The 19,859-nt window shown below is 63.3% G+C and carries 21 protein-coding genes; 8 read left to right on the top strand and 13 right to left on the bottom strand.

Going from position 1 to position 19,859, the window contains the following annotated elements:
- Positions 1-40: 40 nt before the first annotated feature.
- The 3 genes from DM374_RS26915 (at position 41) to DM374_RS26905 (ending at position 2,764) form a co-directional block, all read left to right on the top strand.
- Positions 41-1,705 (top strand): methyl-accepting chemotaxis protein, encoded by a 1,665-nt coding sequence (locus DM374_RS26915; RefSeq protein ID WP_404821384.1) that lies wholly within the window; start codon positions 41-43, stop codon positions 1,703-1,705.
- 394 nt (positions 1,706-2,099) lie between these two features.
- On the top strand, positions 2,100-2,567 hold the full coding sequence (locus DM374_RS26910) for a hypothetical protein (RefSeq protein ID WP_110972623.1): 468 nt from the start codon (positions 2,100-2,102) through the stop codon (positions 2,565-2,567).
- Positions 2,564-2,764, top strand: a complete 201-nt coding sequence (locus DM374_RS26905) for a hypothetical protein (protein WP_175649514.1) — start codon at positions 2,564-2,566, stop codon at positions 2,762-2,764. Before DM374_RS26910 ends, DM374_RS26905 begins: the two co-directional genes overlap by 4 nt.
- Here DM374_RS26905 and DM374_RS26900 read toward each other — a convergent pair.
- The 7 genes from DM374_RS26900 to DM374_RS26870 all read right to left on the bottom strand — a co-directional run bounded on the left by DM374_RS26900 (position 2,758) and on the right by DM374_RS26870 (position 9,908).
- The gene (locus DM374_RS26900; RefSeq protein WP_110972621.1) at positions 2,758-3,120 is read right to left on the bottom strand and encodes a Na+/H+ antiporter subunit G; all 363 of its coding nucleotides are present in this window, start codon (positions 3,118-3,120) and stop codon (positions 2,758-2,760) included. The two genes, DM374_RS26905 and DM374_RS26900, sit on opposite strands and share 7 nt — an antisense overlap.
- A complete protein-coding gene (locus DM374_RS26895; protein ID WP_095157587.1) occupies positions 3,117-3,395 on the bottom strand; it encodes a K+/H+ antiporter subunit F in 279 nt (92 codons plus the stop codon). Before DM374_RS26895 ends, DM374_RS26900 begins: the two co-directional genes overlap by 4 nt.
- Complete coding sequence (locus DM374_RS26890; protein WP_110972620.1) at positions 3,392-3,880, bottom strand: Na+/H+ antiporter subunit E; 489 nt, start codon at positions 3,878-3,880, stop codon at positions 3,392-3,394. Before DM374_RS26890 ends, DM374_RS26895 begins: the two co-directional genes overlap by 4 nt.
- The gene (locus DM374_RS26885; RefSeq protein WP_110972619.1) at positions 3,877-5,562 is read right to left on the bottom strand and encodes a monovalent cation/H+ antiporter subunit D; all 1,686 of its coding nucleotides are present in this window, start codon (positions 5,560-5,562) and stop codon (positions 3,877-3,879) included. Before DM374_RS26885 ends, DM374_RS26890 begins: the two co-directional genes overlap by 4 nt.
- Positions 5,559-5,903 carry a Na+/H+ antiporter subunit C gene (locus DM374_RS26880; RefSeq protein ID WP_009394682.1) on the bottom strand — a complete coding sequence of 115 codons (345 nt, stop codon included), beginning with the start codon at positions 5,901-5,903 and terminating at the stop codon, positions 5,559-5,561. Before DM374_RS26880 ends, DM374_RS26885 begins: the two co-directional genes overlap by 4 nt.
- The gene (locus DM374_RS26875; RefSeq protein WP_110972618.1) at positions 5,903-8,818 is read right to left on the bottom strand and encodes a monovalent cation/H+ antiporter subunit A; all 2,916 of its coding nucleotides are present in this window, start codon (positions 8,816-8,818) and stop codon (positions 5,903-5,905) included. Before DM374_RS26875 ends, DM374_RS26880 begins: the two co-directional genes overlap by 1 nt.
- A 145-nt stretch (positions 8,819-8,963) precedes the next feature.
- Positions 8,964-9,908 carry a DMT family transporter gene (locus DM374_RS26870; RefSeq protein ID WP_110972617.1) on the bottom strand — a complete coding sequence of 315 codons (945 nt, stop codon included), beginning with the start codon at positions 9,906-9,908 and terminating at the stop codon, positions 8,964-8,966.
- 87 nt (positions 9,909-9,995) lie between these two features.
- Here DM374_RS26870 and DM374_RS26865 point away from each other — a divergent pair, with 87 nt between their 5' ends.
- Positions 9,996-10,559, top strand: coding sequence for a helix-turn-helix domain-containing protein (locus DM374_RS26865; protein WP_110972616.1), 564 nt, complete (start codon positions 9,996-9,998; stop codon positions 10,557-10,559).
- 1 nt (position 10,560) lies between these two features.
- On the opposite strand, the gene DM374_RS26860 is transcribed toward DM374_RS26865, so the two are convergent.
- Entirely contained in the window at positions 10,561-11,109 is a 549-nt protein-coding gene (locus tag DM374_RS26860; RefSeq protein ID WP_110972615.1) for a cysteine hydrolase family protein, read from the bottom strand.
- Positions 11,110-11,212: 103 nt separating this feature from the next.
- Between DM374_RS26860 and DM374_RS26855 the strand changes: the two genes are divergently transcribed.
- A complete protein-coding gene (locus tag DM374_RS26855) occupies positions 11,213-12,184 on the top strand; it encodes a GlxA family transcriptional regulator (protein WP_110972614.1) in 972 nt (323 codons plus the stop codon).
- A 2-nt stretch (positions 12,185-12,186) separates the two neighbouring features.
- Here DM374_RS26855 and soxR read toward each other — a convergent pair whose 3' ends face one another.
- A complete protein-coding gene (soxR, locus tag DM374_RS26850; RefSeq protein ID WP_110972613.1) occupies positions 12,187-12,636 on the bottom strand; it encodes a redox-sensitive transcriptional activator SoxR in 450 nt (149 codons plus the stop codon).
- Positions 12,637-12,784: 148 nt separating this feature from the next.
- Here soxR and DM374_RS26845 point away from each other — a divergent pair, with 148 nt between their 5' ends.
- On the top strand, positions 12,785-13,156 hold the full coding sequence (locus DM374_RS26845; RefSeq protein ID WP_110972612.1) for an antibiotic biosynthesis monooxygenase: 372 nt from the start codon (positions 12,785-12,787) through the stop codon (positions 13,154-13,156).
- On the opposite strand, the gene DM374_RS26840 is transcribed toward DM374_RS26845, so the two are convergent.
- Together DM374_RS26840 and DM374_RS26835 are read right to left on the bottom strand one after the other, a co-directional pair.
- Positions 13,151-13,921: an alpha/beta hydrolase family protein gene (locus tag DM374_RS26840; RefSeq protein ID WP_110972611.1), complete on the bottom strand. Its 771-nt coding sequence runs from the start codon at positions 13,919-13,921 to the stop codon at positions 13,151-13,153. The two genes, DM374_RS26845 and DM374_RS26840, sit on opposite strands and share 6 nt — an antisense overlap.
- Positions 13,908-15,011 (bottom strand): DUF3182 family protein, encoded by a 1,104-nt coding sequence (locus DM374_RS26835; RefSeq protein ID WP_110972610.1) that lies wholly within the window; start codon positions 15,009-15,011, stop codon positions 13,908-13,910. Before DM374_RS26835 ends, DM374_RS26840 begins: the two co-directional genes overlap by 14 nt.
- A gap of 204 nt (positions 15,012-15,215) precedes the next feature.
- On the opposite strand from DM374_RS26835, the gene DM374_RS26830 reads away from it, so the two are divergent.
- Both DM374_RS26830 and DM374_RS26825 read left to right on the top strand, forming a co-directional pair.
- A complete protein-coding gene (locus tag DM374_RS26830) occupies positions 15,216-16,376 on the top strand; it encodes a cysteine desulfurase family protein (protein ID WP_110972609.1) in 1,161 nt (386 codons plus the stop codon).
- Positions 16,377-16,433: 57 nt separating this feature from the next.
- Positions 16,434-18,248, top strand: a complete 1,815-nt coding sequence (locus DM374_RS26825) for an aminopeptidase P family protein (protein WP_110972608.1) — start codon at positions 16,434-16,436, stop codon at positions 18,246-18,248.
- A 52-nt stretch (positions 18,249-18,300) separates the two neighbouring features.
- Here DM374_RS26825 and DM374_RS26820 read toward each other — a convergent pair whose 3' ends face one another.
- Positions 18,301-18,582 carry a hypothetical protein gene (locus tag DM374_RS26820; protein WP_110972607.1) on the bottom strand — a complete coding sequence of 94 codons (282 nt, stop codon included), beginning with the start codon at positions 18,580-18,582 and terminating at the stop codon, positions 18,301-18,303.
- 179 nt (positions 18,583-18,761) lie between these two features.
- A complete protein-coding gene (gene rhtA / locus DM374_RS26815) occupies positions 18,762-19,649 on the bottom strand; it encodes a threonine/homoserine exporter RhtA (protein WP_110972606.1) in 888 nt (295 codons plus the stop codon).
- Positions 19,650-19,859: the final 210 nt, after the last annotated feature.

The raw sequence follows: 19,859 nt of genomic DNA, 5'->3' as shown, positions 1-19,859 counted from the left end.
GTCCTGCATCAAGTCCGGGCCGGCTTACGCCCAAGGAAGCATGGCTAATGGCGTTGTAGTGGCGTTTAATGACCCCACAATAACAAGCGGAGCCAGAGTCATGATGCGAGAAGGATCTCTGCCAGCCAGCCTGGCACAACCAGACCCGTCAACGAAGGTTGCGCGCGGCTGGTCCGGCACGTTGCTGCAAAGCCTGGTATTGGTGGTGGTGCTGGCGGCCATGGCCTTTGCCGGCATTTCATTCTGGTTCTGCTTGCCGTTGGCCTTGTTGGCCCTGTGGCTGCCACACCTGCGCAGCCGCTCGCGCCCGGCGCCGGTCGCGGTGAGTGATCCGCTCGCCGACCTCACCCGCGACCTCGCCCAAAGCACCAGCCACAACGCCCTGTCCGCTGCTGGCGTGGCCTATTCGGTCAAGCAACTGGCCGAGAAACTGCAATCGCAACTGGCCTCCGCAGCGCGCATCGTCAGCAGCGCCGAAGTCATGATCGGTACCGAGAAGGTCACCTCCAAGCTCAGCCGTGAGGCGCTGGTCGCTGCGCAACAGGCCCATGAGAGCAGCGCCGCCGGTCGTACGGTATTGGCCGAGTCGATCCAGTTGATGCACCAGCTCAGCGCCCGAGCCAATCAGAGCCGTGAGTTGATCGAGGCGCTGCACCAGCGCAGCGAAGACATCGCCCGCGTCACCCTGGTGATCCAGGCCATCGCCAGCCAGACCAACCTGCTGGCGCTCAATGCCGCGATCGAAGCCGCCCGTGCCGGTGAGCATGGCCGCGGTTTCGCCGTGGTCGCCGACGAAGTGCGTGGTCTCGCCGGCCGCACTGCCACGGCCACCGAGGAAGTCGGCCAGATGGTCGCCGAGATCCAGCAACGCACCGCCCAGGTGGTGGAGCAGATTCGCCAGCTCTCGGACGACCTGCACAATGGCGTTGGCCAGGTCGAGCACACCGGCGTGCAGTTGGACACCATCGCCGGGCTGGCGGCGGGCGTCGAAGACCAGATCACCGAGATCGCCGGCGGCACCGAATCGACCCGTACTCAACTGGACAGCCTGTTCCAGGCCGTCGAGCAGATGCGCAGCGACCTGGCCGCCAGCGATCAGCAAACCCAACGTCTGGCCCAGGCGGCGGTGCAGATGGAAGGACAGGCCGAAAGCATCAGCGAGCGCCTGGCCGAGGTGGGCCTGGACGAGTACCACCAGCGGGTGTTCGACCTCGCCCTGCGCGGCGCGCAGCAGATTGGCGAGCGCTTCGAGGCAGATATCCGCGAAGGCCGCATCACCCACGACGATCTGTTCGACCGCCAGTACCAGATGTTGCCCGGCACCCGTCCAGCCCGTTTCCGGACCCGCTTCGACCACTACACCGACCAGATGCTGCCAGGCATCCAGGAACCGTTGCTACGCGAGCACGAAGGCCTGGTCTATGCCATCGCCTGCACCCAGCAGGGCTATGTGCCGACCCACAACAATGCCTTCAACCAGCCGCTGACCGGCGACGAAGCCACCGACACCGCGCACAACCGTAGCAAGCGCAAGTTCGATGACCGCACCGGCATTCGCTGCGGCAGCCATCAACAGCGCGTGCTGTTGCAGACCTACACCCGCGATACCGGCGAGCTGATGCATGACCTGTCGGTGCCGATCAAGGTCGATGGCCGGCATTGGGGCGGATTGCGGCTGGGATACCGGCCGGAGAAGATGCCCTAGCAGCGGCAAGCTTAAAGCGGCAAGCTGGAAGCGAAAGCATCGCGGTCGGATGCTTTTCTTGCGGCTTGCCGCTTGCTGCTTGTTGCTCAAAAAGTCTCGACGGATTTCCGTGTTTTCGGGCATATTCCCTTCCCTGATCTTGCAGTCACTGCATTTTTTTCCTGTGTGGCTGTCAGAAAGTGTGCCCCGGCCCAGTGGAAAAAACCCTGGTTAGTTCGTCGTCGGGCAATAGCTGGCATGGAATAGTGCGTTTTCCCGCAGTGCGAAACGCCAAAGAGCCGCTACTTTTTAGTTCCAAATCACTAGTCTTTTGGACTTCGAATTGAAGAACGGCGTGCCCGTGGGAGTTTTTTGCCCGTGCGCCTGTGTGATAGCGGTTTTTGAGGAGTTTTCATTGGCAGTCAGCAATCTCGATATGCATGCCCTGTTCGTGCTTGGCGACCTTCGCGGCAAACTGGTCAAGCTGTTCCAGTCGCGTTACGTCTATGTCACCGAGCAGAGCCCCGAAGGCCTTTACATGGCCGAGATCGACACCGAAGAGTCGCTGGTGGTGGACGACAAGCAGCGCCTGGAGCTGAAAGTCGGCGACCACTTCCGCGCTGCCGTGCTGCCGAGCCGTGAGGGCGGCAAGTTCGAAATCCGTTTCCGTGAAATCAAGCTGACCATCTATGGTCTGGGCGAGTACGCCTTTGTCAGCGTGCCGGAAGGCAACGGCATCGTCTTTCGCGAGGGCAAGGGCGTGGTGATGGTGTTCGCCGCTAACGAGCGCATTAAAGAAGGTCTGTCGAAGGTGCTCAAGGCCGCCACCGCCAAGGCCGCCAAGTGGCGCAAGGGCGAGCTGACCTTCAAGGCCAGCGAGTGAGCGGACGGCGTGAATTCCACGCCAGCCATCAACCGCGCGCCGAAGCGCAGGCACGCCAGTTGCTGGCGCGCCGCGACGAGTTGAAAGGGCAGTGGCTGAGCTGGGTCGCCGGCCAGCTTTACCAGCTTGAGCCGGCGGAGTACGCGGCCATGGTCAGGCGCGAGCTGCAACGCCTGAGCGAGCAGTCGCTTCAATAATCCTTTTCGGGGCTGCCGCTGACTTCATCGGGTACGTCCTCGCCGGCCATGCGCTTGCGAAACAGCGCGGTGCGGGCCAGCAGCAGGGTGGTCACCGGCACGGTGATCGACAGCAGAATCGGGATCAGCCAGGCATGCAGCACCGGCGTTTCCTTGAGCCCCGAGAAATACAGGATCGACGCCAGCGACACGCACCAGGCGCCCAGGGTCGAGGCCAGCGCCGGCGGATGCATGCGCTGGAAAAAGTCCTTCAGGCGCAACAGGCCAATGGCACCGGTCAGGGCGAACAGGGCGCTGATCAGGATCAGCGCGGCGGTCAGTACTTCCAGCCAGAACGGTAATACCGGAGCGGTCATTCGATCACCTCGCCACGCAACAGGAACTTGGCCAGGGCGAACGAGCCGACAAAGCCGAACAGGGCAATCAGCAGCGCGCCCTCGAAGTAGGTATCGCTGCCGTAGCGGATACCCAGCACCAGCATCGTCAGCATCCCCAGCATGTACAGGTAGTCCAGCGCCAATACCCGGTCTTGGGCCGAAGGCCCGCGGAACACGCGGACCAGGGTCAGCGCCATGGCAATGGCGAAGATGAACAGGCTGGCGATGATGGCGTTGGCAAGCAGGCCAGTCATTCGAAGATCTCCATCAGCGGACGTTCATACGTGGTCTTGAAGTGTTCGATGAAGCTCGCCTCATCGTCCAGATCGAATACGTGCAGCAACAGGATGCTGCGGTTCAGCGCCAGTTCCGACCACACCGTGCCGGGAATCACCGTGGTGATCATCGACAGCGCGGCAAGGCCGTGGGCGTCGCGCAAGTCCAGCGGAATGTGCACGAATTGCGAGCGCGGCGGCCGGCGCCCGGTCTGCCAGACGCTGCAAAATACCTGCAGGTTGGACACCACCACATCCGCGCCGACCCGCAGGATCAGGCGCAGGATGGTGCCCGGATGGCGGATGCGTGCTTGCAGCGGGCGCAGCGGCGCCATCAGTTGCGGCGCGACGATGGCAAGCAGGATCGCCAGCAGCAGGTTGCCGGGGCTCACCGAGAGGTTGAGCACCAGCCAGAGCACGGCCAGCGAGAGGGACAGCAGCGGCGCGGGGAAAAGTCTTTTCATGGTTGCACCTGCCCGACGCTGTTCAAGGTGGTAGGGCCGGGGATTGGCTGGGTGCCCAGTACGGCTTCGATGTAGACGCTGGAGTCACCCAGGCTGGCGGCGGTGTCCTGGGCGTAGCGCATCAGCGGCTCGGCCCACAGGCTGAGCACCACGCACAGGCTCAGCAAGGCGACGATGGGCACGCATTCATACAGGCGCAGCAGCGGCGAAGGACGCTCCTGCGGCGTCCAGAAACGCTGGATGCCGACCCGCACCAGGGCAATCAGCGAAGCCATCCCGGACAGCACCAGCAACGCCACCAGCACCCAGCCGGTGACCGGCACCGGCTGGTCCGGTTCGACACCCAGGCCCAGCGGGTTGAACAGTGCGGTGATCAGGCTGAACTTGCCGACGAACCCCGACAGCGGCGGCATGCCGATCACCAGCAGGGCGCAGGCGATAAAGCTGAAACCGAGGAACGCCATGGTCCACGGGATGACCTGGCCAACCACGGCTTTCTGTTCGTCGTCCAGGTTGATGCCCTTGGGCGGTTGCAGCGATTCCAGCGGCGAGGGCATTGCGTCTTCTTCCTCGTCCTCGGGTAGCTCGTTGGCCGAGCGCGAGCGCTCGATCAGTTCCGCCAGGAGGAACAGCGCGCACAGCGCCAGGGTCGAGCTGACGAGGTAGAACAGCGCGGCGGAGGTCACCGCAGTCTGGCCGAAGCCGATGGCCGCCACCAGGGTGCCGGCCGACACCAGAATGCTCAGGCTGGCGAGGCGCTCCAGGCGCTGCGCGGCGAGGATCGACAGCGCGGCGCAGGCCAGGGTCGCCAGGCCGCCGTACACCAGCCATTCGCCACCGAAGTAGGCCGAGGCCCCGGCTTGCCCGGAGAAAAGCAGGGTCCACAGGCGCAGCAGGGTGTAGATGCCGACCTTGGTCATGATCGCGAACAGCGCTGCCACCGGAGCACTGGCCGAGGAGTAGGCCGGCACCAGCCAGAAATTCAGCGGCCAGATCCCGGCCTTGGCCAGGAAGGCGATTGCCAGGATCGCCGCGCCTGCGTGCAGCAGGCCGCGATCGGCTTCCGGCACCAGCGGGATTTTCAGCGCCAGATCGGCCATGTTCAGGGTGCCGGTCACGCCGTAGAGCATCGCCGCTCCGATCAGGAACAGTGACGAAGCAAACAGGTTGATAGCGATGTAATGCAGGCCGGCCTTGACCCGCGAGCGCCCTGAGCCATGCAACAGCAAGCCGTAGGACGCGGCCAGCAGCACCTCGAAGAACACGAACAGGTTGAACAGGTCGCCGGTCAGGAAGGCGCCGTACAGGCCCATCAACTGAATCTGGAACAGCGCGTGGAAGCTGGCGCCGGCCCGGTCCCAGCGGGCCAGGGCGAAGAGCAGGGCGCTGATGCCGACTACGCCGGTCAGCACCAGCATCAGCGCGGAGAGGCGGTCGAGCACCAGCACGATGCCGAATGGCGCGGCCCAGTTGCCCGGCAGGTAGACGCCGATGGACGTCGCCTGGCCTTGGTCACGCACCCACAACAGCAGGGTGATGGCGATGCACAGCCCGGCGAAGGTGGACAGCAGGTTGATCCGAGCCTTGAGCGGCCGGCGCTTCTCGCCGAGCAGCAGCATCAGCGCTGCGGTCAGCAGTGGTAGCAGGATCGGGGCGACGATCAGTTGTTGCATCCCACTCATTCCTTGGGCTCCCGTCCATCGACATGGTCAGTGCCGGTAAAGCCACGGGACGCCAGCAACACCACGAGGAACAGCGCGGTCATGGCGAAGCTGATGACGATCGCCGTCAGCACCAGCGCCTGGGGCAGGGGGTCGGTGTAGTTCAGCAGGTCTTGCGGGACGCCGTCCTTGATGATCGGCTCTTTGCCGATAAACAGGCTGCCCATGCTGAAAATGAACAGGTTGACGCCGTAGGACAGCAGGCACAGCCCCATGATCACCTGATAGGTCCGTGGCCGCAGGATCAGCCAGACGCCCGAGGCGGCGAGCACGCCGATGGCTATAGCGATGACTTCTTCCATCAGGCGGCGGCTCCTTGAGTGGTGGGTTTGGGCTGGCTCGGGCGGTGAGCACGAACCGACTGGTGGGCGAGGGCGGTGAGGATCAGCAGCGTCGAGCCGACCACCACGGTGAACACCCCGATATCGAAGAACAGCGCGCTGGCCACGTGCAGGTCACCCAGCACCGGCAGGTGCAAATGCGCGGTGTGCGTGGTCAGGAACGGGTAGCCGAACAGCAGTGCGCCGACCCCGGTGAGGGTTGCGCAGAGCAACCCGGTGCCCATCCAGCGCAGTGGTCGCAGGCTCATCTGCGCCTCGACCCACTGGGTGCCGGCCACCATGTACTGGAGGATGAATGCCACCGACATCACCAGCCCTGCGACGAAGCCGCCGCCCGGCTGGTTGTGGCCGCGCATGAACAGGTACATCGACACCAGCAGTGCCATCGGCAGCAACAGGCGCACCAGCACCGCCGGAACCATCATGAAGCCCAGCGCGGTATCGGTAGCGTTGCGCGGGTTGACCAGGTCGGTGACCACGTCCGGCGCCAGCAAGCGTTGCTGGGATGGCAACTGGATGCTTTCGCGTGGCGGACGGAAGCGCCGCAGCAGGGCGAACACCGCCAGCGCCACGGCCACCAGCACGGTGATCTCGCCGAGGGTATCGAAGCCGCGGAAGTCCACCAGCATGACGTTGACCACGTTGGTCCCGCCGCCTTCCGGCAGGGCGCGGCTGAGGTAGAAGGACGAGATGAAGTTCGGTGTCGGACGGGTCAGCATGGCGTAGGACAGCAGCGCCATGCCGCCACCCACCAACACTGCCAGCACCAGATCACGCAGACGGCGCCAGCGCGCCCGTTCCTGCGAGCCGGCCGCGGGCGAGACGCCTTCGATCCGTCGCGGCAGCCAGCGCAGGCCCAGCAGGATCAGCACGGTGGTGACCACTTCCACTACCAGTTGGGTCAGCGCCAGGTCCGGCGCGGAGAACCAGACGAAGGTGATGCAGGTCATCAGGCCGCAGACGCTGACCATGATCAGTGCCGCCAGACGGTGGTACTTGGCTTGCCAGGCGGCGCCGATGGCACAGGCGATGGCGATCAGCCAGAGCATCACGAACACCCCGGAGCCCGGGATCTTCGGCCGGTGGCCCCAGCTCAGGCCGTGGTGCAGCAGCGGCAGCATGCCGGCCAGCAGCGCGGCCGTTACCAGCATGAACAGTTGTTTCTGCAAGCGCCGGGTGGTGAGCACGCGCTCGCCCCAGCGGGCTACGCGCATCAGCAACACCTGGCTTTTTTCGAACAGGCGCTTGCCGTTGAAACGCTCGATGAACGGCGGGTGGCGGAAGCGCCCGTGCAGGAGTTGGGTACGCAGTGCCAGGTACAGCAGGATGCCGCCGCACATGGCGACCAGACTCATGATCAGTGGGGCGTTCCAGCCGTGCCAGACCGCCAGGCTGTACTCGGGCAGGGTGCCGCCGACCACCGGCAGGGCGGCGGCGGCCAACAGCGGGCCGACCGACTGCGCGGGGAAGATACCCACCACCAGGCAGGTCAGCACCAGCAGCTCTACCGGCGCACGCATCCAGCGTGGCGGTTCGTGCGGCGTGTGTGGCAGGTCGGTGGCGGTAGGGCCGAAGAACACGTCGACGGTGAAGCGCAGGGCGTAGGCGACGCTGAATGTCCCGGCCAGGGTGGCGATCACCGGCAGGGCCATCTCGACCCAGGCGGTGGACGTGATGAACACGGTTTCGGCGAAGAACATTTCCTTGGACAGGAAGCCGTTCATCAACGGCACGCCGGCCATTGACGCGCTGGCCACCATGGCCAGGGTGGCGGTGAACGGGATCAGCCGGAACAGGCCGCTGAGCTTGCGGATGTCGCGGGTGCCACTTTCGTGGTCGATGATGCCCGCCGCCATGAATAGCGACGCCTTGAACGTGGCGTGGTTGAGGATATGGAACACTGCGGCCACCGCCGCCAGCGGGCTGTTCAGGCCCAACAGCAAGGTGATCAGGCCGAGGTGGCTGATGGTGGAATAGGCCAGCAAGCCCTTGAGGTCGTTCTGGAACATCGCCGCGTAGGCGCCCAGCAACAGGGTGCAGGCGCCGGCGCCGCCTACGATCCAGAACCATTCATCGGTGCCGGACAGCACAGGCCACAGCCGCGCCAGCAGGAAGACCCCGGCCTTGACCATGGTCGCCGAGTGCAGATAAGCCGAAACCGGGGTGGGCGCCGCCATTGCGTGGGGCAGCCAGAAGTGGAAGGGGAATTGCGCGCTCTTGGTCAGTGCGCCGAGCAGGATCAGGGGCAGCAGGACCGGGTACAGGGCGTGGTTGCGGATGGCGTCACCGGACGCCAGCACCCTGTCCAGGTCGTAGCTGCCGACGACATGGCCGAGCAGGATCACCCCCGCCAGCAGGCATAAACCGCCGGCGCCGGTGACCATCAGCGCCATGTAGGCGCCGCGGCGGGCGTCGGCGCGGTGGTGCCAGTAGCCGATCAGCAGGAATGAAAACAGGCTGGTCAGTTCCCAGAAAAACACGATCTGGATCAGGTTGCCCGACATCACCAGGCCGAGCATGGCGCCCATGAAGGCCAGGAAGAAAGCGAAGAAGCGTGGCACCGGGTCCTGCGGTGACATGTAATAGCGCGCATACAGCGACACCAGGGTGCCGATGCCCAGCACCAGCAGCGAGAACAGCCAGGCGAAGCCGTCCATGCGCAGAACCACGTTCAGGCCCATGCTCGGCAGCCAGAGCATTTCTTCGCGGATCACCCCGCCATCGGCGATCTGCGGATAAAGCATGGCCACTTGCACCGTGCCCACCAGGGCAACGATGCCGGCGAGCACGGATTCGGCGTTACGCGCGTTGTGCGGCAGGACACCTGCCAGACAGCTCCCAACAAATGGCAGAAGCAGCAGAACTATCAAGGACATAGATATCTAATCTGCGGAAATTTGTAAGGGATCATACGGAACAGCCATGGGATCACCAACCATGAAGCTGTCGCAGAACCTTACAAGAATTGTAAGAAAAATCTTTTTTCTTATAACAGTTTCCGCAGGACAAGCACCCGGTTGGCTAAAGACCCGGGTCGGCTTCCTTCTCATCCGCGGCGCATACAGCCGGCTTTTCTTCCCGACGTTTGATCTTCAGTTCGCTCACCACCACGGCGATGACGATCAGCAATCCGCCGAGCAGAGCCAGGCCTGGCAGGCGATCACCGGCAATACGTCCGACAATCCCGGCCCAGACCGGTTCACCTGCGTAGATCAGCGTAGCGCGGGTTGGTGAAACCGACTTCTGCGCCCAGTTCATTGCCACCTGGATCACCGCGCTCATGGCGCCGAGGCCGATGGCGCTGGTCAGCAGCAACCAGGAGAAGTCCGGCAGGCGTTCCTGGGTCGGGACTACCATCATGAACGCCAGCGCCGAGGCGGTGGCCAGTTGCACCACGGTGACCCGACGCACATCCACCTTGCCGGCATAGTTGCTGATCAGAATGATCTCTGCGGCGATGGCCACGGCGCTGACCAGCGTGGCGATTTCCCCGGGACTGAATTGCACCGCACCACCGCTGGGGCCGGCCAGTAGCATCAGGCCGGCAAAGGCCAGGCCGATGCCCAGGCTCGGCATCAAACCGGGGCGTCGCCCCAGCACCAGCCACTGCAACAGCGGCACGAAGGGCACGTAGAGGGCGGTGATGAAGGCCGACTGGCTACTGCTGATGGTTTGCAGGCCGACGGTCTGCAGACCATAGCCGAGCATGATCGACACGCCGATCAGCACCCCGGCTTTCAGTTCCAGCAGGGTGAGGCCGGGCAGTGAGCGGGCGCAGAAGACGCCGACGAACAACGCGGCGGCGGCAAAGCGCAGGCCGACGAAGAACATCGGACCGCTGACGGTCATGACGTTGTGCACGATCAGGAAGGTGCCGCCCCAGAGCATGGTGATGAACACCAGCACCAATTCCGCTTTGCTCAGGCGGAAAGTGAAGGACGCACGCGAGGGGGTATTGGTAGTCATGACCTTGCACACAGAAGAGGGGGCGACGCACAATGCGCGGCAAAGTTGGGCAGTATACTGCGCAAACCCTTTCGAGTGAGCACCCACGTGGACAAAGATTCCAATTCACGCGCTTCGGTCTTGCAGCACGTCAGTCAGAACGTGCGCCGCCTGCGTCACGACGCGGGCTTGAGCCAGAGCGCCCTGGCACAGAACTCCGGCGTCAGCCGACGCATGTTGGTGGCCATCGAGGCGGGAGAGAAAAATGTCAGCCTGTCGACCCTCGACCTGATCGCCGAGGCATTGGGCGTGGCCTTCAGCGACCTGATCAAGGCCGCGGACAACCGCGACTCCAGCCGCATCAACGAACTGGCCTGGGCCGGCGAGCACCCTGGCAGCAAGGCGGTGCTGCTGGCCAGCACCCCCGCTCGCCGCGAGGTGGAACTGTGGGAGTGGCGCCTGGAGCCGGGTGAGCTGTACACCACCAGCGCCGATCCCGAAGGCTTCAGCGAGCAGGTCTTCGTCTTCGAAGGCTGCCTGACGCTGCTGATCGATAACCAGCAGCACCAACTGGTTGCCGGTGAGTTCCTCAGCTACCCCAGCAATCGGAATCACGGCTACCGCAATGACGGCGACGTGGCGACCCGCTTCGTGCGCAACGTGGTGATCTGATTCAGGCCGCGAGCCATTCCTCGGTAGAAATCACCTTGGCGTAGCCGAACGCCAGCGCAGCCATGTACGCCGCATGCACCTGAGCGGCCGGGACGTTCACGCCGTTGAATTCCACATCGAGGGTGGCGCAGGCGTCGTGCAGTACGCTGACGCTGTAGCCAAGGTCTGCGGCGGCACGGGTCGCGGCATCGATGCAGACATGGCTCATGCTGCCGACCACCGTCAGGTCGGTGATCCGCTGTTCTTCCAGCAGGCCCAGCAGCGGCGTGTCGAGGAAGGCGTTGACTTTGTGCTTGAGCACCACGGCCTCGCCGTCGCGGGCGGCCACTTTCGAATGGATCCGCGCACCTTCTGAGCCGGGCGTGAAGAATGGCGCATCGGCGGATTCGAACTCATGCCGTACGTGCACCACGAAGTCACCGCGCTCACGGGCCGCGGCCAGCGCCTTGGCGGCGTTGTCGGCCGCCGCGTCGGCGCCTGCCAGGGTCCATTTGCCGCCGGGGAAATAATCGTTCTGGATGTCGATGATGATCAGGGCGTGCTTGCTCATGCTGCTTCCTCAGGAGGATGGTGATGGTGTGGCGGATAGTTATAGGCTTGCGCGGCGCTGTTGAAGATTGGCGCGACCGACAATTTGACGGGAAAAACTGACAATGACCTGTGTGGGCGACGCAACCGAGATCGGCATCCTGATGTACCCGGGGGCGCAGATGGCTGCGGTGTATGGCATGACCGACCTGTTCAGCGTGGCCAATCGCTTGGCCGCCGACCTCGGTGTGCGCCAGCAGACGCCGCTGCGGGTTTGCCACTGGCAGGACGTGGACGGCGCGCTACGTGTGACCTTCGACAGCCAGCCGCAGCCACGCCACCAGCCGCGGGTGATGATCGTGCCGCCGAGCCTGGGCTCGGAGTTGTCCAGCGAAGTGCTGGAGCGCTATCGCGGGCAGTTGCGCGAATGGCACGCCGACGGCGCATTGCTGGCGTCGGTCTGCGTGGGGGTATTTTTCATTGCCGCCAGTGGCGTGCTCGATGGCCGTTCGGCGTCCACCCACTGGACCTTCGCTCAGTCGCTGGCCGAGCGTTTTCCCCAGGTCAAAGTGGAGGCCAACCTGCCGCTGCTGGACGACGGCGATGTGATCACCAGCGCCGGACTGATGGCCTGGACCGAAGTCGGCCTGAACCTGGTGGAGCGCTTCCTGGGACATACCCTGGCGAGTGAAACCGCGCGTTTCCTCGCGGTGCAGCCGGTCCAGCTCAAGCCTGCGGGCAGCACCTTCAGTCCGCGTCTGGATCATGGCGACGAAGCGGTGTTGAAGGTTCAGCACTGGTTGCAGAGCACAGGCGCGCGGGACGTCAGCGTCGCGGTCATGGCCGAATGCGCGGGCCTTGAAGAGCGCACCTTTCTCCGACGGTTCCGGGGCGCCACCGGGCTCAAACCCACCGAGTACTGCCAGCAAGTGCGGGTCGGACGGGCCTGCCGGATGCTCGAATTCACCCGCCGCAGCATCGATCAGATCGCCTGGGGCGTCGGCTATCAGGACCCCGGCGCGTTCCGCAAGGTCTTCCACAAGGTCACCGGCCTGGCCCCCGGCGAGTACCGCAAACAGGTGACCGGCCAGCCTTGATTTCAGTGTTCCTCGGCGAGCGCGGGCAAGTGCGGGCCAGGGCCCTGCTCGGCCAGCTGGTCATGGTGGTTGCGCAGGGGGCAGCTCTGCATCGACATGCAGCCACAGCCGATACAGCCGTCGAGCTGGTCGCGCAGCAACATCAACTTGTCGATTCGCTCGGTCAGGTCATCACGCCATTGGGCTGACAGCCGCCGCCAGTCTGCGGCGTTGGGCGCGCGATGGCTGGGCAGACTCTGTAACGCGGCGTGGATGCTCGACAGCGGCAGGCCGAGGCGCTGCGCCATCTTGATCACCGCCACCCGGCGCAGGGTTTCCCGTGGAAAGCGCCGCTGGTTGCCGGCATTGCGGGTGCTGAAGATCAGCCCCTTGCTCTCGTAGAAGTGCAGCGCGGTGACCGCGACGCCGCTGCGCGTGGCCAGTTGGCCGACGCTCAGGCTTTTGTCGTCCATGCAAAGAATCTCTTGACCTTGAGTTAACTGGAGGTTTTACCGTGCCGAGCCATGCACCACAAGTGCAGGCTTGCCGCGTAGCCTTTCGCGCCGAAGCCCAACGCGTTTACTCGCTGACCTTGCCTACCCGACAACGGAGAGATTTTTCATGATGGCGGTAGCAAACAGTCTCTGTTTCACCCAACTGATCGAATTCGAAGTGGCCCCGTTACGCCAGCAGGCACTGGCCCATGCTCTGGCGGCACGCAGCGAGCGGCTGGCGTTCGAGCACGCCGGGCTGCTGGGGATCAGCGTGCAGGCCAGTGACGACGGCAGCCGGGTGCTGCAATACCTGCAATGGCAGTCGCGCTCAGCTTGGGAAGCCGCCATCGCCAGCTTCGACCAGGAACCGTTCCTCGATCTGCTGCGCGAGCACCTGGCCCGGGGCGTGAATTTCTCCGCCTTCCAGACCCTCAGCAGTCTGGCGCGCACTGCCGAGGGCGGGCTGCATTGCCAGGTGGCGCCGCACCAGGCGCTATGAGTACCAGGGTGAATGGTGCGGATAACGATCAAGCCGGGCGCCGATCACCATCTCGCTGATCCAGGCGGTGAGCAGTGCGCTGTAGGCTTTCTGGCTGCGGTCGCTGGACAGCGCGTGATCGGCGCCGTCGACGATCCGGTGGGTCAGCGAATGGGCGCAACCAAAGGCCGAGCGGTAGCTCATCAAGGTGCTGTGGGGCACATAGTCGTCCTGCTCCGACTCCACCAGCAGGACGTCACCGGAGAACTCGGCGCACGCCGCCAGTGCGCGGTTGTCGCCGGGGCCGAGGGTCATCAGCCGGTATTGCGACAGGCGCTGGCGGTCGAGACCCTGCTTGGGCGCGCTCCATTCGTCATCCCAGTACAGCGCCGGTACCCGCAGCGCCAGCCATTTCACCGGACGCTGGCGCGTCAGCAACGTGGCCAGATAGCCGCCGTAGCTGCTGCCGATCACGGCGATGGAACTGGTGTCCACCGCCGGGTGGCCGACCAGCTTGTCGTAGGCCGCCAGTACGTCGGCGAAGTTCTGCTCGCGGGTGACACTGCGGCGCTGGCTTTCGGTTTTCTCATGGCCGCGCAGGTCGAAGGTCATGCACACGCAACCCAGGCCGGTGATGTGCTTGGCCCGGGCCAGGTCGCGCTGCTGGCTGCCGCCCCAGCCGTGGACAAACAGAATCCCCGGGACTTTCGCGCTGGGGCTGAGCAGCGTTCCGGCGATGTTTTCGCCGTCGACAAGGATGTCGAGGGTTTCGCTATGGATGGTCATAGGCGCGGATCCTCGCGTATTTACAGATGCGTCCGACTTCACAGTCGTCCCCTTGGTAGAAAAGCGTCGCGTCCGCGGGCAATTGCACCTCGTCGAATACTTCGTGGGTCGAGGCACGGATGCGTTGCAGGGCCGGGTCATCGGAAAATGCCCGCAGCGCCAGCAACTCCGCGCTGCTGGCGCCGCCGATGCGCCAGGATTGCTCCAGTACGCCGCTGCGCACGCTGCCGTGGGGCGTCAAGCCGCGAGCTACGTCGTAATTGCGCCGGGAGGCGAGAAAGCCGGGAAAGGCCTGCATGGCAGCCTGTTCGTAGGTTCGGGCCTGGGTGATTGCCAGACGCAACGGATCTTCCAGCTCCAGTTGCAGCAACTCGTCGTAGCCGCCACGCACCAGCACCAGGTCCGAACCGCCGTACACCGACACGCCCTGGTGATCGTTGGTCAGGCTCTGCACTCCGTAGTAACTGCAGGTGATACCGGCTACCAGCGCCTGGCCGACGCTGAAAGTTTCAACCTGCTCAAGGTTCTCCTCCAGCACCAGGCCCCAGAGGGCCAATTCGTTTTTGTCCATTGGCCGCAGTTCGGCTTCCAGGGCGTTCAGGTTTTCGATCACCGTTTGGCCACGACCGGCGGTGGCTCGCACGGGCTTCAGCCGCAGCGGCCCGTCCTGCAGCAAAAGCGCTGCGGCGCGCAGGGCGTCATCGATGCTGAACACCGTGTAGCCCTTGAGCAGGGCATCACTGGCGCGGCGGGCAAAGTCGTCGGTCCAGCCCAGCGGAAAGGTGGCGCCGGCGGGCAAGGGGTGAGAGATGGCTTTGGTCGCCATGTAGGGATGAGTGACCATGCCGCCGAAGAAATCGGCGATCGAGGTGATGCCCAGTTCCCGATAGTGTGCAGGCTCGATCAGCGTGGAGGTGGGCAGGTAGTAGAGATCACCGCTGTCATCGGCCTCGGTGTCCACCACCTCGGTGTGCAGCAGCACCGCGAGGTGTTCGGCCAGCTTGCGGTGGACGGCGCGTTCGTGGTCGGGCGTGCTCTCGCGGGTATCGAGCAACAACACACCGTGCTTGCGGTCGGTCCGGCGGGGCATGGTAGGCGCTCCAGCAGCAAGGGATATCTGTTCTGAAGCGTACGACCAAGCGGAAGTTCAGCACCAATCGGGCTTTTCTACTAAAAGTTATATAAATATGAAAATTGATAATTATTAGTTCTATGTTGGCTTGAGGCACTATGGCATCAGGATTCGGGAAGCGCGCTGCGTTCCTGGGCGACAACTGCCAGAGAGCCTTGAACCATGGAAAATCTACCGCTGTATTTCGACTATGCCGCCACGACGCCCGTCGACGAGCGAGTCATTGACGTGATGGTCAAGTGCCTGGGCGCAGCCGGCAATTTCGGCAACCCGGCGTCCAGTTCGCACCGCTATGGCCAGCAGGCGCGGCAAGCCGTGGAACTGGCCCGGGAACAGGTCGCGTCCTTGGTGGGCGCGCGCGCCGATCAACTGGTCTGGACCTCCGGCGCCACTGAGTCGAACAACCTCGCATTGAAAGGCCTGGCCCAGGGTCGCAGCGGCGGGCACATCATCACCAGCCGTGTCGAACACAAAGCTGTGCTCGACACCGCCCGGCAGTTGCAGGACGCCGGCTTCGACGTGACTTACCTGACCCCGGATACGAATGGGCTGATTACTCCGCGTGCCGTATTGGCGGCCTTGCGACCGGACACGTTCCTGGTGTCGCTGATGCTGGTGAACAATGAGCTAGGCACGCTGAATGATGTTCGCGCCATCGGTGAAATCGTTCGGCGTCATGGCGCGCTATTGCATGTGGATGCGGCACAGGCAGCCGGCAAAGTGGCGATCGACCTGAGCGAGTGGCCGCTGGATGTGGTGTCGTTTTCCGCGCACAAGGTCTACGGGCCCAAGGGTATTGGTGCGCTGTATGTCGGCGAACGCGCCCGGCCACTCTTGCAGGCGCAGATTCACGGTGGCGGCCATGAAGGCGGCTTGCGCTCTGGCACCCTCGCAACGCACCAGATCGCCGCAATGGGTGCGGCGTTCGCCCTGGCCGGCGAGGTGCTGGACGAGGAGGTGGCACGCATCCGATGTTTGCGTGATCGTCTGCTGGAACAGTTGCATGATATTTCCGGATTGCAGCTCAACGGTAACCCCCAGCATGCCATTCCCCACACCCTAAGCCTGACCTTCAGCGGCGATTCGCTGGACCTCTCCGCGCTCGGCGCGACACTGGCATTTTCCTCTACCTCGGCGTGTAACTCCGGTAGCAGCGCGCCGTCCCACGTTTTGTTGGCGCTGGGGCATGACGAATACCTGGCGAGCCAGACCATCCGCCTGAGCCTCGGACGTTTCACCAACGAGGCGGATATCGACCAGGCGGCCCGGGCGATAAGAGCTGCGCTGCGTCCGGCGCCGTTCTGGAGTGTTGCCCGAGGCTGATGCCTGCTCCATTATCAGCGGCCAGAATGAATGGCCGTGGTAGTGACAGGAGTAAGCATGAACAGTCAGCCGACAGCGCAGGATGCGATCAGTACACGAGTGGAGCGCCTGCGCCAGGTGATGCGCAACGAAGGGGTCGATGCGTTGTTTGTGCCTTCCGCCGACCCCCATCTTTCCGAATACTTGCCGGGCTACTGGCAGGCACGCCGATGGCTCTCGGGCTTCCACGGTTCGGTCGGCACCTTGGTGCTGACCGCGGACTTTGCCGGCCTCTGGGCCGACAGTCGTTATTGGGAGCAGGCCGAGCGGGAATTGGCTGGCAGCGGGATCGAGCTGGTCAAGTTGCAGCCGGGCCGTCCGGGTCCGTTGGACTGGTTGGCCGATAATGCGCCCACCGATGGCACTGTGGCGGTGGACGGCGCGGTCATGGCCCTGGCCTCGGCCCGGCAGCTGGGCGATCGGCTGAAGACGCGCAATGTCCGGTTGATGATGCACAAGGACCTGCTCACGGGTGTGTGGGACGATCGCCCGGCGCTGCCGAACAACCCGGTCTACGAGCATTTGCCGCCGCAGGCTACGGTCAGTCGCGTGGAGAAGCTGAACGCCCTGCGCCAGAGCCTCGCGGAACGTGGCGCGGACTGGCATTTCATTGCCACCGTCGATGACATTGCCTGGTTGTTCAACCTGCGCGGCAGTGATGTTTCCTACAATCCGGTGTTCGTCTCCTTCGCGCTGATCAGCCGCGATACGGCGTTACTGTTCGTCGGCGAAGGCAAGGTCGATGCTCAACTGCGCAAGATACTGGCTAACGATGGCGTTGAGGTGCGTGACTACCCTGCGATTTCCGCCAGTCTCGCCGCGATTCCGGCGGGCAGCAGCCTGTTGGTCGATCCGGCCAAGGTTACCAGCGGCCTGTTGGCTAATCTGAATGAAAGCGTGCGCTTGGTAGAGGGCATCAACCCGACTACCTTGGCCAAGTCGCGCAAGAGCGAGGCGGACCTTGCGCACATCCGCCAGGTCATGGAGCAGGACGGTGCGGCGCTTTGTGAGTTCTTCGCCTGGTTCGAGGTCGCCCAGACCCGCGAGACGGTTACCGAAGTAACCGTCGATGAGCGGCTGAGCGCGGAGAGGGCGCGGCGCCCTGGTTTCATTTCACTCAGTTTCGCCACCATCGCCGCCTTCAATGCCAACGGAGCGATGCCGCACTATCGGGCCACGGAAGCCTCCCACGCGCGGATCGAAGGCGATGGCCTGCTGTTGATCGATTCCGGCGGGCAATATCTGGGCGGGACCACCGATATCACCCGTATGGTGCCGATTGGTACGCCTAGTCAGGCGCAGAAAGAAGACTGCACGCGGGTGCTCAAGGGCATGATCGCGTTGTCGCGAGTGAAGTTTCCGCGGGGTATTCTGTCGCCGCTACTCGATGCCATCGCCCGGGCGCCGCTGTGGGCAGAGCATGTCGATTATGGCCATGGCACTGGTCACGGCGTGGGGTACTTCATGAATGTCCATGAGGGCCCGCAGGTGATTGCCTATCAGGCCGCCGCTGCACCACAGACGGCCATGCAGTCGGGCATGATCACCTCCATTGAACCAGGCACTTATCGTCCCGGGCAGTGGGGAGTTCGGATCGAAAACCTGGTATTCAATCGCGAGTCGGCGAAGAGTACATTCGGCGACTTCCTCGAATTCGAAACCTTGACCTTGTGCCCGATCGATACGCGTTGCCTGCTGATCGAAAGGCTCGGAAGCGAGGATGTCGAGTGGCTGAATGGCTATCACGCGCAGGTACGGCGTCGGCTCGAGCCATTGCTGAGCGGTACAGCCCTTGCCTGGCTGCAGGAGAGGACGGTGTCAATCAGCGCTTAGGTCGGCCAAATGCTGCGTTAATAAAGAAGGGCAACCCACGGGTTGCCCTTTCTTATTTGCAGATGACGATCATGCTGCGGCTGGTGTAGCCCGCTGGATTGATGCCGAACGGGTAGTCGCCGGGCTCTTCATCGCCGTCGCCGGATTTTGCGATGACCTTGTAGCCTTTGGTGCCGCAAGAGCTTTCAGCTTTGCTGTAGCACTTGTTCCAGGAGGAGGACAGGCCAGAGCAGTTGATGTGCAGCCCTTTCTTGCCACGCTTGACTTCGTCCTTTGCGGTCGCGGCGCAACCGGCAACGGCCAGAATGGCGAGGATGAGCAAAATTCGTTTCATTCCTGTCCTTAACGCATTCGCGGGTCTGTGCCCGTGTTTGTGTACTTGGCATCGTCCTGATGCTTATTCGTCCCTGCTCCGATTTGAAAGGTTCAAACTAAGACGCCGTTCACAGCTTAAACAGGGTTGCTGGGCTGACACAATCATTCATATCATTTTTAAATGAAAATATTTCTCAATCAGTCGGCAGCCACCAGCGGTGGGGTGTCCTTGCGCATGGACAGGGTAGCGCCGACCGAGGCTGTAATGATGGCGGCAATCGCCAGCCATTGGGTGAGGCTCAGCACTTCATTGAGGAACAGTAGCCCGGAAAGGGCGCCAAACGCGGGCTCGATACTCATCAGGGTGCCGAACGTGCGTGCCGGTAGGCGCGTGAGGGCGACCATTTCCAGGCTATAGGGCAGGGCGGTGGAAAGAATCGCGACGCCGAGGGCTACCGGGATCAGTGCGGGGTTCAACAATGCAGTGCCGGCGTGAACGATGCCGATCGGGGCAACTACCACCGCAGCAATGACCACCCCGAGGGCGGCGGTCTGGATGCCGTTCTCGGCGCCGGCTTTCTGCCCATAAAGGATATAAAGTGCCCAGCAAACGCCAGCGCCCAAAGCGTAGCAAGCCCCCTTCGGATCGATTCCCGAGCTGGTCGCACCGATAGGGACCAGCAACAGCAGGCCCGCGATGGCCATGCCGATCCAGAGAAAGTCCACCGGACGGCGGGATGCATAGAGCGCTACTGCCAGCGGGCCGGTGAATTCCAATGCCACCGCGATGCCCAGTGGAACCGTTTGTAGCGACATATAGAAGAGAAGGTTCATACCACCCAGCGCAGCGCCGTAAACCACCACAGTCTTAAGCGTGCTGGCGGTAAGCCGTGCACGCCAGGGGCGCAGCAGAAGCAACATGATCACGCTTGCGATCAGCAAGCGCAGTGTCGTGGTGCCCTCCGGGCCAACCAGCGGGAACAGGCTTTTGGCCAGTGATGCTCCAGACTGAATCGACGCCATTGCAATCAGCAGCACGCCGACAGGAAACAGCGTGGCGGCCAGGCTGCGGGTTTGGGTGTTCATCGCGGGGTGGCGTTCCTTTATATAGAGAGTGCAGGACGGCAACTCCGCCTGTGGGCCTATGATGCGCAACTGCGGGGTAATTGAGCAATATAGTGCGCACTTTTCTTTCTTGACCCGTATTTCAAATAAACCCTTGACGCCCCGTTTTATCTGTCTATAATTCGCCCCACTTCCGGCACAGTCGAAACGGAAAACTCCTTGAGATTCAAT

Origin of the sequence: Pseudomonas huaxiensis, assembly GCF_003231275.1 — a bacterium.
GTDB classification, from domain to species: Bacteria; Pseudomonadota; Gammaproteobacteria; order Pseudomonadales; family Pseudomonadaceae; genus Aquipseudomonas; species Aquipseudomonas huaxiensis.
The sequence above is the reverse complement of the archived record's forward strand: the minus strand, read 5'-3'. Positions and strand labels throughout refer to the sequence as shown.

Excerpts from the sequence above, each read along its gene's own strand:
- DM374_RS26870 (WP_110972617.1), bottom strand. The coding sequence starts at position 9,908 with ATGACTACCAATACCCCCTCGCGTGCGTCCTTCACTTTCCGCCTGAGC.
- DM374_RS26875 (WP_110972618.1), bottom strand. The coding sequence starts at position 8,818 with ATGTCCTTGATAGTTCTGCTGCTTCTGCCATTTGTTGGGAGCTGTCTG.
- DM374_RS26860 (WP_110972615.1), bottom strand. The coding sequence starts at position 11,109 with ATGAGCAAGCACGCCCTGATCATCATCGACATCCAGAACGATTATTTC.
- DM374_RS26845 (WP_110972612.1), top strand. The coding sequence starts at position 12,785 with ATGATGGCGGTAGCAAACAGTCTCTGTTTCACCCAACTGATCGAATTC.
- soxR (WP_110972613.1), bottom strand. The coding sequence starts at position 12,636 with ATGGACGACAAAAGCCTGAGCGTCGGCCAACTGGCCACGCGCAGCGGC.
- DM374_RS26895 (WP_095157587.1), bottom strand. The coding sequence starts at position 3,395 with ATGACTGGCCTGCTTGCCAACGCCATCATCGCCAGCCTGTTCATCTTC.
- DM374_RS26820 (WP_110972607.1), bottom strand. The coding sequence starts at position 18,582 with ATGAAACGAATTTTGCTCATCCTCGCCATTCTGGCCGTTGCCGGTTGC.
- DM374_RS26830 (WP_110972609.1), top strand. The coding sequence starts at position 15,216 with ATGGAAAATCTACCGCTGTATTTCGACTATGCCGCCACGACGCCCGTC.
- DM374_RS26825 (WP_110972608.1), top strand. The coding sequence starts at position 16,434 with ATGAACAGTCAGCCGACAGCGCAGGATGCGATCAGTACACGAGTGGAG.
- DM374_RS26890 (WP_110972620.1), bottom strand. The coding sequence starts at position 3,880 with ATGAAAAGACTTTTCCCCGCGCCGCTGCTGTCCCTCTCGCTGGCCGTG.
- rhtA (WP_110972606.1), bottom strand. The coding sequence starts at position 19,649 with ATGAACACCCAAACCCGCAGCCTGGCCGCCACGCTGTTTCCTGTCGGC.
- DM374_RS26855 (WP_110972614.1), top strand. The coding sequence starts at position 11,213 with ATGACCTGTGTGGGCGACGCAACCGAGATCGGCATCCTGATGTACCCG.
- DM374_RS26835 (WP_110972610.1), bottom strand. The coding sequence starts at position 15,011 with ATGCCCCGCCGGACCGACCGCAAGCACGGTGTGTTGTTGCTCGATACC.
- DM374_RS26880 (WP_009394682.1), bottom strand. The coding sequence starts at position 5,903 with ATGGAAGAAGTCATCGCTATAGCCATCGGCGTGCTCGCCGCCTCGGGC.
- DM374_RS26900 (WP_110972621.1), bottom strand. The coding sequence starts at position 3,120 with ATGACCGCTCCGGTATTACCGTTCTGGCTGGAAGTACTGACCGCCGCG.
- DM374_RS26840 (WP_110972611.1), bottom strand. The coding sequence starts at position 13,921 with ATGACCATCCATAGCGAAACCCTCGACATCCTTGTCGACGGCGAAAAC.
- DM374_RS26915 (WP_404821384.1), top strand. The coding sequence starts at position 41 with ATGGCTAATGGCGTTGTAGTGGCGTTTAATGACCCCACAATAACAAGC.
- DM374_RS26885 (WP_110972619.1), bottom strand. The coding sequence starts at position 5,562 with ATGAGTGGGATGCAACAACTGATCGTCGCCCCGATCCTGCTACCACTG.